Origin of the sequence: Marinobacter nitratireducens, assembly GCF_000708045.1 — a bacterium.
GTDB classification, from domain to species: domain Bacteria; phylum Pseudomonadota; class Gammaproteobacteria; order Pseudomonadales; family Oleiphilaceae; genus Marinobacter; species Marinobacter nitratireducens.
The window spans coordinates 494772-510190 of the sequence record NZ_ANIE01000009.1 but is presented as its reverse complement, the minus strand read 5'-3'; the positions used below and the strand labels follow the sequence as shown (position 1 = coordinate 510190).

General features: G+C 58.6%; 15 protein-coding genes. 10 read left to right on the top strand and 5 right to left on the bottom strand.

Annotated features, from left to right (window positions below; genetic code table 11):
* Window positions 1–30: 30 nt before the first annotated feature.
* The 3 genes from D777_RS16295 to D777_RS16285 form a co-directional block, all read right to left on the bottom strand.
* Window positions 31–1503 carry an OmpP1/FadL family transporter gene (locus D777_RS16295; protein ID WP_081849585.1) on the bottom strand — a complete coding sequence of 491 codons (1473 nt, stop codon included), beginning with the start codon at window positions 1501–1503 and terminating at the stop codon, window positions 31–33.
* A 102-nt stretch (window positions 1504–1605) separates the two neighbouring features.
* On the bottom strand, window positions 1606–2727 hold the full coding sequence (locus tag D777_RS16290) for a PilT/PilU family type 4a pilus ATPase (protein ID WP_036134277.1): 1122 nt from the start codon (window positions 2725–2727) through the stop codon (window positions 1606–1608).
* A gap of 31 nt (window positions 2728–2758) precedes the next feature.
* A complete protein-coding gene (locus tag D777_RS16285) occupies window positions 2759–3793 on the bottom strand; it encodes a type IV pilus twitching motility protein PilT (RefSeq protein WP_036134275.1) in 1035 nt (344 codons plus the stop codon).
* Window positions 3794–3934: 141 nt separating this feature from the next.
* Between D777_RS16285 and D777_RS16280 the strand changes: the two genes are divergently transcribed.
* From D777_RS16280 to D777_RS16235, 10 genes are all read left to right on the top strand, one after another.
* Window positions 3935–4639 carry a YggS family pyridoxal phosphate-dependent enzyme gene (locus D777_RS16280; protein ID WP_036134273.1) on the top strand — a complete coding sequence of 235 codons (705 nt, stop codon included), beginning with the start codon at window positions 3935–3937 and terminating at the stop codon, window positions 4637–4639.
* A 62-nt stretch (window positions 4640–4701) separates the two neighbouring features.
* Window positions 4702–5535, top strand: a complete 834-nt coding sequence (proC, locus tag D777_RS16275) for a pyrroline-5-carboxylate reductase (RefSeq protein ID WP_036134271.1) — start codon at window positions 4702–4704, stop codon at window positions 5533–5535.
* Between the two features lie 22 nt (window positions 5536–5557).
* Window positions 5558–6142, top strand: a complete 585-nt coding sequence (locus D777_RS16270; RefSeq protein WP_036134269.1) for a YggT family protein — start codon at window positions 5558–5560, stop codon at window positions 6140–6142.
* 244 nt (window positions 6143–6386) lie between these two features.
* Window positions 6387–8351 (top strand): dynamin family protein, encoded by a 1965-nt coding sequence (locus tag D777_RS16265; RefSeq protein WP_036134267.1) that lies wholly within the window; start codon window positions 6387–6389, stop codon window positions 8349–8351.
* A 123-nt stretch (window positions 8352–8474) separates the two neighbouring features.
* Window positions 8475–9623, top strand: a complete 1149-nt coding sequence (gene metX, locus D777_RS16260; RefSeq protein ID WP_036134265.1) for a homoserine O-succinyltransferase MetX — start codon at window positions 8475–8477, stop codon at window positions 9621–9623.
* The gene (gene metW, locus D777_RS16255) at window positions 9620–10225 is read left to right on the top strand and encodes a methionine biosynthesis protein MetW (RefSeq protein ID WP_036134263.1); all 606 of its coding nucleotides are present in this window, start codon (window positions 9620–9622) and stop codon (window positions 10223–10225) included. The genes metX and metW overlap by 4 nt, the downstream gene beginning before the upstream one ends.
* Window positions 10226–10239: 14 nt before the next feature.
* Entirely contained in the window at window positions 10240–10680 is a 441-nt protein-coding gene (locus D777_RS16250; protein ID WP_264673457.1) for a DUF4426 domain-containing protein, read from the top strand.
* 7 nt (window positions 10681–10687) lie between these two features.
* Window positions 10688–11287, top strand: a complete 600-nt coding sequence (rdgB, locus tag D777_RS16245; RefSeq protein ID WP_036134259.1) for an RdgB/HAM1 family non-canonical purine NTP pyrophosphatase — start codon at window positions 10688–10690, stop codon at window positions 11285–11287.
* A 4-nt stretch (window positions 11288–11291) separates the two neighbouring features.
* Entirely contained in the window at window positions 11292–12443 is a 1152-nt protein-coding gene (hemW, locus tag D777_RS16240; RefSeq protein WP_036134257.1) for a radical SAM family heme chaperone HemW, read from the top strand.
* The gene (locus tag D777_RS16235) at window positions 12443–12976 is read left to right on the top strand and encodes a hypothetical protein (RefSeq protein WP_036134255.1); all 534 of its coding nucleotides are present in this window, start codon (window positions 12443–12445) and stop codon (window positions 12974–12976) included. Before hemW ends, D777_RS16235 begins: the two co-directional genes overlap by 1 nt.
* Window positions 12977–13021: 45 nt before the next feature.
* Here the strand turns inward: D777_RS16235 and trmB are convergent, their stop codons facing one another.
* Together trmB and D777_RS16225 are read right to left on the bottom strand one after the other, a co-directional pair.
* Window positions 13022–13756 carry a tRNA (guanosine(46)-N7)-methyltransferase TrmB gene (trmB, locus tag D777_RS16230; RefSeq protein ID WP_036134253.1) on the bottom strand — a complete coding sequence of 245 codons (735 nt, stop codon included), beginning with the start codon at window positions 13754–13756 and terminating at the stop codon, window positions 13022–13024.
* Window positions 13757–13828: 72 nt separating this feature from the next.
* On the bottom strand, window positions 13829–15361 hold the full coding sequence (locus D777_RS16225) for a YifB family Mg chelatase-like AAA ATPase (RefSeq protein WP_036134251.1): 1533 nt from the start codon (window positions 15359–15361) through the stop codon (window positions 13829–13831).
* Between the last annotated feature and the right edge of the window lie 58 nt (window positions 15362–15419).

Below are 15419 nucleotides of genomic sequence, written 5' to 3'. Positions count from 1 at the left end.
TGCTCTGATCAGCCAAATCCCGCAAGGTCCTCAGAACGCCTTGCTGACCTGGAAGGATGCGCTCCAGGCGCTCAGCTCATAGGTCCCTTTGTAGTTCGAAGCACCTGAGGCCGGATCAACCGTATCGGGTGCGTCATGCAGGTAGGAGTATTCATCCACCTTCGCATCATCCGCAAATATCAAAGTGCCGATGGCTGCATCGACGGTCCAGCCAGACTGCGCGTCCTGCCATTGTGTGCCGAGCGTCAGCCAATGGCGATCTTCTGACGGGATACGGGCGGTCACATATTGGTCCACCGGCGACTCATCCCAGGCATAGCCTGCCTTGAATGCCCATTCAGGCGTCGCCTGCCAGATGCCACCCGCATTGAATTGCCAGGTATTCTTCCACTGTTCAGTGATATGGGTAATGGGAGTGTCACCCGTACGCCCGATCACCGTTGAAACTTCACCGCCAGCACCTTCAGTGCTGTTGATGTCCAGTTCCTCAAAGCGGCTCCAACGCGAGTAGGTGGCGCCCGCCAGCAACGTCACCTTATCCGTTAGCTGGTGGCGGATACCGAATGTCGCGCTTTCGGGAATCGCGAGCGGTACCCTGACCTGTTCGGTCAGCGTGGTCGGCGACAGACCAATCGGTGAGTTGGCATCCGCAACCGGATACCCGCTGATCTTGATGTCGCCATCGAGATTAAACTCGGTTCCGGTTTGGGCCGTCAGCCCCAACTGCGTCTTGTCAGACAGCTCGTACAGGAAGCCTACCCGGAAATTGACAGCGACATCGTCGCCCTCAATATCCGCATAGGGGGCACCAAAGGTCGCCTCATAGGCATCCCCCAGCTGCGATGCCTGCTGGGCTGTGGCCGCCCCCGCAGGCGCGCCGCCAAGAACAAGATTTTGGTAGATTCCACCACGGACATCCTGGAGCTTGGAGAGACGTCCCTCCGCGTACATGATGTTCATGGTCACGCCCATGGAAAGGCCTTCGCCATTATTCACAGACACCGAGGGAGAAAACGAAATCGCCGTCAACTCGGTCTTGTCGGCAAAATATCGGCCAGTAAAATCATTTTCGTAATCAGCGGCCAAGCCATAGGGAGCGTGAATCCCAAAACCAACATCGATGGCCTCACTGACCTCATGGGTCAAATAGACATTTGGCAGAACCGCAGGGTCGGCAATGTCGCCACCGGTACTACCGTTTACGGTCCCACCCAGCTGATTGGTCGCTGACGTCGTACCGTCCTTCGCCTCTGCGTCAATATCAAGGACTGCGGCACCAAAAGAAATATTGGTACCGGACAACTGGCTCATGCCCGCCGGGTTGAATAGCACGGTGGTTGCATTTTCAGGGTTGGCGGCGGCACCGGCATTTGCGGTGCCCATGGCGCTGGCGCTCTGCTCGTTCAGGGAGAAGCCACCTGCGGCCACCGTTGCAGGTGTGACGATGGCGGCCAACGAAGCCAGGCGAACAGCGCGTGTAAGATTGTTGAGTCGGTTGTGCATGGTATCTCCTATTTTTCTCGGCGCGGAGTATACGCAGCACAGGCCAAAGGCCTCAAATGCCAAAACTACTGGTTTGAAAGCCTACTGATTTACGACGTTGGTCTAATCATCCTGAATGGACAGTTTATCGACCGTTGAAGACAACTGGTCCGCTCCCTGGGCATCCGCACCGAGCTTGATCATCAGGCGCAGATCGTTGGCGGAATCCGCATGAGCCAATGCGTCCTCGTAGGTAATTGAGCCCTCGGCATAAAGCCTGTACAGGGCCTGATCGAAGGTCTGCATACCGGATTCGTTGGACTTCGCCATCAACTCTTTGAGCTTGTGCACTTCCGCCTTACGAATCAGGTCCGCCACCAGCGGGGTATTGATCAGCACTTCGATAACCGCCTTCCGGCCTTTGCCATCCGGCGTCGGCACCAGTTGCTGTGCCACGATGGCCTTGAGGTTCAGCGACAGATCCATCCAGACCTGGTTGTGCTGCTCGGGCGGGAAGAACTGGATAATCCGGTCCAATGCCTGGTTGGCGTTGTTGGCATGCAACGTTGCCAAACACAAATGACCGGTCTCGGCAAACTGCACAGAGTATTCCATGGTCTGGCGGGTCCGGACCTCACCGATGAGAATCACGTCCGGAGCCTGACGCAGGGTATTCTTCAGTGCCACTTCGAAACTTTCGGTGTCGATTCCCACCTCACGCTGGGTCACGATACAACCCTGGTGCTGGTGCACGAATTCGATCGGATCCTCAATGGAAATAATGTGGCCACGACTATTGCGGTTCCGATGCCCCAGCATGGCGGCCAGGGACGTAGACTTACCGGTACCGGTTGCGCCCACGAACATGATCAGCCCGCGCTTGGTCATTGCCAGGTCCTTGATGATCTCAGGCAGGGCCAGATCATCAATCTGCGGAATCTTGACCTCAATGCGACGCAGCACCATACCGCACAGGTTGCGCTGGAAGAAGGCACTGACCCGGAATCGGCCGACACCGCGGGCGCTGATCGCAAAGTTACACTCGTGACTTTCCTCGAACTCGGCGCGCTGCTTATCATTCATCGCACCGTAAACCAGTTCCCGCGTCTGTTCCGGTGTCAGGGCATTCTTGGTGACCGGAAGCACCTTGCCGTTCACTTTCATGCTCGGGGGAACGCCTGCCGTGATAAACAGGTCAGAACCACCCTTCTCCACCATCAGCCGAAGCAGCTTTTCGAATTCCATTGTTGTTACCTATCCTGTTTATCCAGCCCGATCAGAAGTTATCCGGCATCTTGGCCTTGGCCTTGGCCGCTTCCCGGGAAATCAGACCTTTCTGAAGCAGGCGTTCCAGACACTGATCGAGCGTTTGCATACCGATGGAACCGCCGGTCTGTATCGCCGAGTACATCTGCGCGATCTTGTCTTCACGGATCAGGTTCCGGATCGCTGAGGTGCCAATCATGATCTCGTGAGCCGCAATCCGGCCGCCGCCCATCTTCTTCATCAGGGTCTGGGAAATAACCGCCTGCAGGGATTCCGACAGCATGGAGCGAACCATGGATTTCTCTTCGGCCGGGAACACATCGACCACACGGTCAATGGTCTTGGCCGCGGAGGTGGTGTGCAGTGTGCCGAAAACCAGGTGACCGGTTTCTGCTGCCGTCAGTGCCAGACGAATGGTTTCCAAGTCCCGGAGCTCGCCCACCAGGATAATATCGGGGTCTTCCCGCAATGCCGATCGCAGCGCTTCATTGAAGCCAAGGGTATCGCGGTGGACTTCCCGCTGGTTGACCAGGCATTTCTTGGAGTCGTGCACGAATTCGATGGGATCCTCAATGGTGAGGATATGCTCGTAGCGGGAATCGTTAATGTAATCCATCATCGCCGCCAGGGTGGTGGATTTACCAGAACCTGTCGGCCCCGTGACCAGCACCAGCCCCCGGGGAACCGAGGAGATATCCTTGAAAACCTGGCCCATGCCCAGATCTTCCATAGTAAGAACCTTGGATGGGATGGTCCGGAACACTGCGCCCGCGCCACGGTTCTGGTTAAACGCGTTGACACGGAAACGGGCAACACCGGGAACTTCGAAGGAAAAGTCAGTCTCCAGGAACTCTTCAAAGTCCTTGCGCTGCTTGTCATTCATGATGTCGTAGATCAGCCCGTGAACCTCTTTATGTTCCATCGGCGGCAAATTGATCCGGCGAACATCACCATCAACACGAATCATTGGTGGCAGGCCAGCAGACAGGTGCAGGTCAGACGCACCCTGTTTGGCCGAGAAGGCAAGCAGTTCAGTAATATCCATAGGGGTCCTCGGAAGGCGTTCTTCTTTTATCCTGGCGCTTCAGCCCGGTGCTACTCCACTGTAGTTCACTTGGCATTTCAGTGACCTGCGGGTAACGTGTCACCGTACAAGTGACAGGACCGGACGTGGCAATCTCACACTATGAGCAGCATAGCAGACAACATCGGGAGCGTAACCCGACGCATACAAAAAGCAACATTGCAGGCCGGGCGCAAACCGGATTCTGTGCAGCTGTTGGCAGTGAGCAAGACCCGCAGCGCGGACGAACTCCGTGAGGCCGTGTTGGCAGGACAACGAGCCTTCGGAGAGAACTACCTGCAGGAAGCCCTGGACAAGATCGAAGCGCTGAACGACATTCTGGATATCGAATGGCATTTCATCGGCCCGATACAATCGAACAAGACCCGCCAAATCGCCAACAGTTTTGCCTGGGTCCATAGTGTCGATCGCCTGAAAATTGCCCGCCGGCTCAGCGAACAGCGAGATCCATCGCTTCCTCCGCTGAACATCTGTTTACAGGTCAACGTTAACGAAGAAGAGAGCAAATCCGGCTGCCGCCTGGACGAGCTGCCACAATTGATTGCCGACATCTCGGAGCTTCCGGGAATCAGACTCAGGGGTCTGATGACGATCCCCGACCCCAGCCAGAGCGAAACAGATCTGCGGAACAGCTTCCATATACTGGCGACGACACTGGCATCCCTGAAAGCTGGCCATCCCGATGCCGGCCCGCTGGACACTCTGTCCATGGGTATGTCCGGGGATCTTGAGCTTGCCATTGCCGAGGGCGCGACCTGGGTACGGGTAGGAACGGCCCTTTTTGGTGCGCGACCTGTGAAGAGCTGAATACCACGGTTCCTGCTATGATCAGGGCCGGACGTTTAACCGATCAACCGTTGGAGTGAACCTTGAGCACATCTCCCACTATTTCATTTATTGGCGCCGGCAACATGGCCAGCGCCATCATCGGCGGAATGCTGGAAAGCGGTCATCAGGCGGACGCCATTTGGGTGAGCGCACCGGATGACGGCCACCTCCAGAACCTCCGCAACAAGTTCGGTGTAAGCGTGACCACCGACAACCGCTACTGCGCACAGCAGGCTGATATGGTTGTGTTGGCGGTCAAACCGCAGGTCATGGCGGATGTCTGCCGGGATATTGCGCCGGTTGTGCAAAATACACGACCGCTGATGGTTTCCATCGCTGCCGGCCTGACGGCGCAAACCCTCGATGACTGGCTGGGAGGCGGCCTGCCACTCGTACGAGTCATGCCAAACACCCCGTCGCTGGTCGGCAAGGGTGCTGCCGGCCTGTTTGCCAACGAGCATGTAAAAGACGAGCAGAAGACGTTGGCAGAGTCCGTCTTCAAAAGCATCGGGTCCGCACTCTGGGTGGACGACGAAAATCTGCTGCACGGCGTAACCGCCCTCTCCGGCAGCGGCCCCGCCTACTTCTTCCTGATGCTGGAAGCGCTGGAAGCTGCGGCTACAGAGGCTGGCATCGCCGCGGACACTGCCCGCCAACTGGCAATACAGACCATGGCCGGCGCTGCGGAAATGGCTGCCCGCAGCGAGCACGACCCGGCGCAGCTCAAGCGCAACGTCATGTCACCGGGCGGCACAACCGAACAGGCCATCAATACGTTCGAAGAGGGCGGCATGCGCGAACTGGTCAGCAAAGCCTATAATGCGGCTTTCCGGCGTTCCGAAGAAATGGCCAAAGAACTCGCAGGCAAACAGTAACCGATAACGGAGACACGGCTTCATGCTGGCAGACATCCTGATTACCATCCTGCTGATCGCATCCACCTTTTACATGACGATTGTCCTGCTGCGTTTTCTGTTGCAGCTTGCCCGGGCCGACTTCTACAACCCGATCTCCCAGTTCGTAGTCAAGGCCACCAACCCGCTGCTTCGCCCCCTGCGCCGGTTCATCCCGGGTTGGGGCGGTATCGACGGTGCTTCGCTGGTGCTGGCCATCATCATCCAGGCGATCACCTTCTTTCTGATCCTGATTGCACTCAATGGTGGGATGCCTGCGATCAATCCCATCACGCTCCTGGTATGGGCCGTGCTGAACGTACTGGACCTGATCGTCAAGATCTATTTCTGGTCCGTTATCGCCGTCGTGGTCGTGAGCTGGATTGCTCCGGCAAGTGGCCACCCGGCGATCCAGCTGGTGGCGCAGATCACCGAGCCGGTCATGCGCCCCGTTAGAAACATCATGCCAGCCATGGGCGGTTTGGATTTGTCACCCATCATTGTGTTTCTGATCCTGAACGTGCTTTCTGTCGTGATTGAACACATGAAGCTGGCTGCAGGCCTGGGCGCCATCGGCCTGGGAATGTAAACCGGTTCTCACTGAAACACTTCGTAACACATTGCCACGAAAACAAATCTTGCACGCCTGGCAGATCAACCATTTGATTTGTCAGGCTTTTTAAAAAGCCTCACCCTCCCCAACCGCTCCATTTAACGCCCGGCCGCTAGCGCAAAGCTCCCAACAACAGGATAGTATTACTACTAATTAATCCGTCGCCCTTGCCAGATTCAGGATTACGGGCAGCCCGGAAGTCGCGCAGAAGGAAAATCCTATGAACCCGCAGGGAACTCTGTCGCAGCAGGTAGAGGCCTACCACAACTGGAAAAAAGAGCTGATCCGCCAGATCGGCCGCTACCGCTTGTGGTTGCAGGACAACAACCTGTTCTCGGAAGACGTCAGCACCAGAATTCGGCACGGGCTGGAATTACTGATTGAAGATGAGCTCACCATTGCCTTCGTGGGTGAGTACTCACGTGGCAAGACCGAACTGATTAACGCCCTGTTTTTCTCGGAGTATGGTCAACGCATGCTGCCGTCCCAGGCAGGCCGCACAACCATGTGCCCCACCGAACTGTTCTTCGATCGCACCGCCAACGAAAATTACCTGTTGTTGTTGCCCATAGAGACGCGAATCGGCGACCTGTCGCTCCAGCAACTGCGAAAAGAACCCGAGCGCTGGGTTAAGCACGAGCTGGACGAGCGCAACCCGGAGGTCATGCGTGACGTCCTGGCAGAAGTGGCCCGGGTCAAGAGCGTGCCCCCCGATGAAGCACGCAAACTCGGTTTTGACGAGTCCATGCTTGAGGCCGATCGCAACAATCCAGGCCACGTTCTGGTTCCAGCCTGGCGGAATGCCCAGATCAGCATCCGGCACCCACTGTTCGAACGCGGCCTGCGCATTCTGGACACTCCGGGCCTGAATGCACTTGGCTCCGAGCCTGAGCTCACCATCAGCATGCTGCCCCGCGCTCACGCCGTGATTTTTGTGCTCAGCGCAGACACCGGCGTAACCGCCAGCGACATGACCATCTGGAAAGAGCACATCGATACCGAACACGCGGATCATCGCGCAGGCCGGTTTGCCGTGCTCAACAAGATCGACATCCTATGGGACGATCTCCAGGGCGAAAGCCACACTCAGGAAGCCATTGAACGCGTCCGCAACTACACCGCGGACCACCTTGGCATGCACCAGAAAGATGTTATTCCTCTCTCAGCCAAGCAGGGACTGATTTCCAGGGTTCGGAAGGACGAGACTCTGTTTGATCGCTCCAACATCGGGCACCTGGAAGAGCTGATCATTCAACGCATCCTGATGCACAAGGAACAATTGATTACGCAAAGCCTGATCAATGACCTCCTTGGTATGCTACAGAACAGTCAGGCCGCCATGCAGACACGGCTTGAATCCCTGGAGGAGGAACTGCAGGCCTGTTCAGGCGCAACGCTGGACAAGGCCGCCCTCAAGCGACTGGCCGACCGGGCACAGCAGGACTATGACTTTTACTACAAGAAGCTCATCACCCTGCGATCCAGCCGTCGCCTGATGGACTCTCAGGGTGACCTTCTGAAGCAGCTGGTCAGCCAGGACCGGTTCGAAGGTCACGCCGAACGAATCCGCAAGAACATGTCCAAGAGCTGGACCACAGCCGGCATGAACCGCGCCATGGATCAGTTCTTCGAGCTACTGGAAAGCGATCTGACCAACCTCCTCAGCGAAGGGCATCTGGCCGAGAAAATGGTGGGCGCGATTTATCGCCGCTATAACGAAGACACTCGAGCCCGGCACCTGGAGCCTATCCCCCTCAGGGCCGGGCGACATGTCATTGCCATCCGCGAGCTGCGCAAGAAGGCCCGTCGGTTCCGGATCAGCCCGAAAAACCTGTTGACCGAGCAGTCCGTGCTGGTTCGCCGCTTTTTCAACGTGATGGTCGGCGAGGCCCGGACATTGCACGCCCGGGTACGCAGAGACGTCGAGCGCTGGCCCAACGAAGCCTTGCTGCCGATCATGCAATATTCCATGGAGCAAAAGCAGCTACTGGAACACCAGATTCGGCGCCTGCGGGACATGGTCCGCAATGACCGGGATGGGCGCGCCGAACGGGAGCGTCTCAACAACACCATCAGCGACCTCCGCCGTCAGCTGGAGCTGGCCGACACCATGCAACGCCAGATTCGCAAACCGGCCCCGACCATGATCCAGCAGAAAGTGGTGAATATCTCTGGGGTTCTGTGAGCCCCTGTCCGTGTGAGGCAGGCAGTTGCAGGCTTGGCAGCCCGGCTTTAAACTGCTGGGCTGGCAATGAGGATCTCGTTGCCGCATGACACCTATGGACCGGATCAGGAACCTGTCGCGCCAATGCCCGATTCCCTGCCTGCGGATTCTGTCGGGATCGTTACCCCGCAGACCTATCATTTCGATGAACCGATCGATCTCGCCTGCGGCCAGACGCTGCCAAGTTATGACCTGGTGGTCGAGACCTATGGTCAACTCAACGCCGATGCCAGCAACGCGGTACTGATCTGCCACGCCCTGAGCGGCCACCATCACGCCGCTGGCTACCACTCAAAGGAAGACCGGAAGCCTGGCTGGTGGGACAGCTGCATTGGCCCGGGCAAACCCATCGATACCAACCGTTTTTTCGTGGTCGCACTGAACAACCTGGGCGGCTGTCACGGCAGCACCGGTCCCAACAGCCTTAATCCCGCTACTGGGAAGCAGTATGGCCCGGACTTTCCTGTCGTCACGGTAAGTGACTGGGTCAAGAGTCAGGCCTTGCTGGCCGATCGCCTCGGCATCGACACCTGGGCGGCCGTAGTCGGCGGCTCACTCGGTGGCATGCAGGCATTGCAGTGGAGTCTCGACTACCCGGATCGGCTGAAGCACGCCGTAGTGATTGCCTCAACGCCTCGGCTAACCGCCCAGAACATCGCCTTCAACGAAGTGGCCCGGCAGTCCATCACCACGGACCGGGAGTTCCATGGTGGCCGCTACTACGACCACAACGTGGTTCCCCGTCGTGGCCTGATGCTGGCCCGGATGGTCGGCCACATCACCTACCTGTCGGACGCCTCCATGGGGGAGAAGTTTGGCCGGGAGCTCAGGAACCAGGCCTACACCTTTGGCTACGACGCCGAGTTCCAGGTTGAAAGTTACCTGCGCTATCAGGGTGAACGATTCTCCGAGACCTTTGACGCCAACACCTATTTGCTGATGACCCGGGCGCTGGACTACTTCGACCCGGCATACGATCACGGCGGCGATCTTTCCAAGGCGCTGGCGGAAGCCAGTTGCGAATTCCTCGTAGTGTCGTTCAGTACGGACTGGCGATTCGCCCCGGAACGTTCTGAAGAGCTGGTTAATGCTATGATCGGCGCTCGCCGCAAGGTCAGTTACGCGGAGATTGATGCGCCCTGGGGCCACGACGCGTTCCTGATCCCGACACCGAGGTATACCGACGTGTTTCATGCCTATATGGATCGTATTGCACGGGAGGTGGGCGCGTGAGACCGGACCTCGACATCATCCAACAGTGGATCCGTCCCGGCTACCATGTCCTCGACCTGGGCTGCGGCGATGGCACCCTGCTGGACTACCTGCAGCGTGAGAGGGGCGCCAGCGGCTTCGGCCTGGAAATCAATCCCGATCACATCACTACCTGTATGGGGCGCGGCGTTGCCGTCATCGAGCAAAACCTGGACACCCAGGGGCTGGGCAATTTCGATGATGGAAGTTTCGACGTGGTGCTGATGACCCAGGCGCTGCAAGCTGTCCGACGCCCGGACAAAGTGCTCGACGAAATGCTGCGGGTAGGCCGGGAGGGCATCGTCACCTTCCCCAACTTTGCTCACTGGCGACTGCGCTGGGGGCTGGCGTTAAGTGGTCGAATGCCCGAATCCGACGCGCTACCGTATAAATGGTATAACACCCCGAACATCCGGCTCTGCACGTTCAAGGATTTCGAAGCATTGTGCCGGCAAAAGGGTATCCGGATCACCAGTCGCCGGGTTGTCGACGGCCAGCACCAGAACAGCTGGCTGGCTCGTCTGTGGCCCAACTTGCTGGGTGAAATTGCCATCTACCGTATTACGAGGGAGAACGAACAATGACCAAGCTCATACCCATGACTCTCGTTCAATTGGCGCTGGCCGCTTTGCTGCTGGCTACGAGTCTGCAAACCCAGGCGGCGGGCAGCAAAGATTTCGGCGAGTATCAGGTTCACTGGAGCGTGTTGCCCAGCACCTTTCTCGCTCCGGAGGTCGCTCGCGCCAACAACCTGCAGCGCAGCAAAGGCATTGGCATCATCAACATCTCGATTATGGAAGAAGGTGACAACGGCCAGCTGGTGCCTGTCAGCGGGCAGGTAGAAGGAAAGGTCGCCAATGACATCCAGCAGGTCAAGTTCCTGGCGTTTCGGAGAATCCAGGAAGGCGACGCCGTATACTTCATCGCCGAATATCAGTATCTCTCCGGCGAGCTGATGACATTCAATGTGACTGCACGACCGACAGGACATCAGCAGGACCTGCCCGTGCGGTTTGCCCACACGCTGTTCAGCGACTGAGCCCGACATGACCCAACAACTGGTTATTGCCAGCAATAACAAAGGCAAAATTGCTGAATTGACGGATCTTCTGGCCCCCATGGGCATAAAACCGGTAGCTCAGGGCGAGCTAGGCGTTGGCGAAGCCGAGGAGCCGGCGGTCACTTTTGTCGAGAACGCGATCCTCAAGGCCCGGCACGCGGCCCTCGCAACCGGGCTGCCAGCCCTCGCTGATGACAGCGGACTGGCCGTCGATGCCCTGGGCGGGCGACCTGGCGTGCGCTCGGCGCGCTTCGCCGGCGCCGAGGCCAGCGACCAGGACAACGTTAACCACTTGCTTGCTGAAATGTCCGGCATCCCCGAACCGGAACGTACGGCTCAATTCCACTGTGTGCTGGTCTACCTGCGCCATGCCGATGACCCGACACCCGTGATCTGCCATGGGCGCTGGCCAGGATCGATCCTGGAACAACCCAGCGGCGAAGGCGGCTTTGGCTATGATCCGGTCTTTCTCGTTCCCGAGCACGGCTGCAGCGCGGCTGAACTCAGCCGCTCAGAGAAGAGCCGCATCAGCCATCGGGGCCGAGCCCTGAAAATGCTGATTGAGCAGCTCAGGGCCGGAGCCTGAGGCAGTGAACACATCCCCCGCAGCGGCGGTTCGCCCGCCGCTGAGTCTCTACATCCACGTGCCCTGGTGTGTTCGCAAGTGTCCCTACTGCGACTTCAACTCACACGCCCTCAAAAAACAGGACATCCCGGAAGATCGTTATCTCCAGGCCTTGCTTGAGGATCTGGATCAGGATCTGGCGCTGACGGCCGGGCGCTCCGTCAAGACTGTGTTTATCGGGGGCGGCACACCGTCGCTGATGTCCGGGCCATTCTACCAACGCCTGTTCAGCGAGCTTCGCGCCCGCCTCGAACTGGATCCCAATGCCGAGATCACCCTCGAAGCCAACCCTGGCACACTCGAACAGGGACGTTTTGAAAGCTTCCGCGAGGCCGGCATCAACCGGCTCTCAATTGGGGTTCAGAGCTTCAACCCCGAGCACCTGGTAGCGCTGGGGCGGATCCATGACCGGGACGCGGCACATCGTGCCATCGAGACGGCGCGAGAGGCCGGGTTCGATAACTTCAACATCGATCTGATGCACGGACTCCCGGGGCAAACCCCCGACGATGCCTTGGCTGACCTCGCCGCCGCTCTGGACCACCAGCCTCCCCACCTGTCGTGGTATCAGTTGACCCTGGAGCCCAACACTGAGTTTTATAGCCGCCCGCCGAGCCTGCCCGATGACGACCGCCTCTGGGAGATTTATCGACAGGGTTCAGATTTCCTCAGAAGCCACGGTTTTGGCGATTATGAAGTATCGGCCTGGTGCCGCCCGGGGCGGGAATCCCGACACAACCTGAATTACTGGACCTTCGGGGACTACCTCGCCCTCGGCGCCGGAGCCCATGGCAAGATCAGTTTACCGGACGGTAATGTGTCGCGTTACTGGAAAACCCGGCAGCCGGAGGCCTATCTGAACCGGATCGGTAGCCGCACCGCAGGTACTGAAATCATTGAGCTGGACGAACGGCCCCTTGAGTTCCTGATGAATGTTCTGAGGCTTTCCGGGGGCGTTGATGAAGCACTTTTCAGAGAGCGCACGGGTTTACCCCTGTCCACCATTGCGGTAAAACTTGAACAGTTGCGTAAGGAACAGCTTCTGGATAAGCACCGGATCCAGGCCACCGACCTGGGACACCGGTATCTCAACAGCCTGTTGGAGCGCTTTCTGTGATGGAACCGGAACATGGGCCAGCAGCATTGGCAACCAGCCTGAAAACCTGCCTGATCACAACCGGGGCGTTGCTCGGCCTGCTCTTGCTCATCAATCAACCCCTGACAACCAGTGCCGCGCCGCAGGGCATTATCAGCTTTCAACTGGCCGGCAGTTCCGACCAGGCTTTCGCGATCATTGAGGACTGGGGGGCAGACGGCAGCTTCTGGGCCAGAGTTTCGCTCTGGGTGGATTTCCTGTTCATCCCGGCTTATGTGCTGAGCATGATCCTGCTGACGCGCCATCTGACCAGGGACAGGCCCGGTGTCCGCGAGCGAATGGTTGCCCGCTGGATACGCGCCCTGTTTGTTGCTGCCGGGCTCGGCGACATGGCGGAAAACATTCTACTACTGAACAACTTTGATCCACCCACCGACTTGGTCAGCCTCAGTGCCACCATCTGCGCCCTGGCGAAATTCACCGGCCTCACCCTCGGCGCGGGTGGCCTGGTAATCATTCGGGCCGCTCGTCGGCACCCGCTGGCTCACGGCTAACAAGCGATGGCCAGGCCTGCAGCCTGGCCGTTACAGCATCTTAGTTCAGTTGGTACGGTTAAACAGCAGATCCCATACCCCATGACCGAGGCGCTCACCACGTTTTTCGAACTTGGTGATCGGACGGTCCTCCGGACGCGGCGAATAGCCTCCGTCGGATTGGGTATTGGCAAATCCCTCGGATTCGTTCATCACTTCCATCATATGCTCGGCGTAATTTTCCCAGTCAGTCGCCAGATGAAGAACGCCACCGACACGCAGTTTGTGACGGATACGCTGAACAAACTCATGCTGAATCAGGCGTCGCTTGTGATGCTTTTTCTTGTGCCACGGATCCGGGAAGAACACCATTACCCGATCGAGACAGGCATCCGGCAAACACAAATCAATCACGTCATTGCCGTCAATGTTGTAGACCCGGACGTTTTCCAGGCCACGATCCTCAACTTCCTTGAGTAATGAACCAACACCGGGCAGGTGTACCTCCACGCCGATGAAATCCTGCTCTGGCGCAGCTTCCGCCATGTCCGCCAGCGATTTCCCCATACCAAAACCGATTTCCAGGTTCAGCATGGCGTCCCGGCCAAAGACTTCCCGGGGATCAATCATCCCCTGCTCACGGGTCAGGCCGTACTTTGGCCAGCTTCTCTCATACGCCTTCTTCTGGCCTTCCGTCATGCGCCCCTGGCGCAACACAAAACTTCGAATGCCTCTGCGGGTGGTTACCGGCGAGCTCTCGGAGCGCTCTTTGGTATCTTGCGGTCCGTTCTGATCAGTCATCTGGGGTCCTCATCCGCAGCCTGCGGGAAGTGGTTAACGTCATTGCGCGACAGTTTACCAGAGACGGCCGTTTCAGGAGGATACCATCGGACTGTGGCCCTGCTTCCGATCCATCTGGCGATAACCCAGGGCCTCGACGAGATGCCGGGAATTCACCCGGTCACTCTGCCCCAGATCCGCCAACGTCCTCGCCACCCGCAGAACCCTGTGCAGAGCCCGTGCCGACAGCCCGAGCTTGTCCATTGATCCTGCCAACAGGCGCTCGCCCTCCGAGTCGACCTGACAGGCCGCGTACAGGTCCTTGCCGGCCAGCATCGCATTCAGCTGCCCACGGCTACGCTGGCGAGCCCGGGCTTCAGCAACACGCTCCCTGACCACGCCACTGGGCTCGCCGTCACCGTCGTTGTGCATTAATACGTCTCCGGTCTGCACAGGGACTTCAACATGCAGATCGAAGCGATCCAACAACGGCCCGGACACTCTTGACCGATAACGCATGACCTGTTGCGGGGTGCACTGGCACTCAATACTCGGATGACCACTGTATCCGCAGGGGCATGGGTTCATCGCACCAACGACCTGAAACCGCGCGGGAAAGCTCACCTGTCGGGCCGCTCGGCTGATGGCAATCTCCCCGGTTTCCATGGGTTCCCGGAGAACCTCCAGCACTCTTCGCTCAAACTCTGGTAGCTCGTCGAGAAACAGTACGCCGCAATGCGCCAGGGAGATTTCTCCCGGCCGTGGGCTGCTGCCGCCGCCGACCATGGCAACCGCCGATGCGGTGTGATGGGGGGAGCGGAAAGGGGGCTGACGCCACTGTCCGTCACGGATGTCCAGACCGGCGACCGAATGCACACTGGCCACTTCCATGGCGGCGGCATCCTCCAGCTCGGGCAGGATTCCGGGGAGCCGGCTGGCCAGCATGCTCTTCCCCGTTCCCGGCGGCCCAAAAAACAGCAGGTTATGATTTCCAGCCGCAGCCACTTCCAGCGCTCTCCGGGGTACCTGCTGCCCGCGAACATCTGACAAGTCCGGCCCGGAATCACGTTGAACGCCTTGGAATTCTGGCGATGAAGGCTCAATGGGAACCAACTTGCCCTGACCACCCAGGTGCTCACACACGGTCAGAAGGTGGCTGGCGGAAAAGACATCATCCCGACTGGCCAACGCGGCTTCCCGCGCATTGGCCTGGGGCACCAGCAGTTTACGCCCCTCGGATCGGGCGGCCAGAACTGCCGGGAGAATGCCGCGCAACGGGCGCAGTGCACCATCGAGGGACAATTCTCCGACAAATTCGCACTGGCTCAGACTTTCCGCCGGAATCTGGCCAGACGCGGCCAGGATTCCCAACGCAATAGGCAAATCAAAGCGCCCGCCTTCCTTGGGCAAATCCGCGGGGGCAAGATTGATGGTGATGCGTCGGGCGGGGAACTCGAAACCACTGTTCAGCAGCGCGCTGCGAACCCGCTCCCGGCTCTCGCGAACGCCGGTTTCCGGTAATCCGACAATGGACAGCGCGGGCAGACCGCCGGAGAGATGCACCTCCACGGTCACTGATGGTGCAGACACGCCAATACTGGCGCGGGAATGGACAATGGCAAGCATGACAACCTTCCATGGTTTTCAGACAATTATGGCCGGTCAAGCCACGGCATCCTGCCGG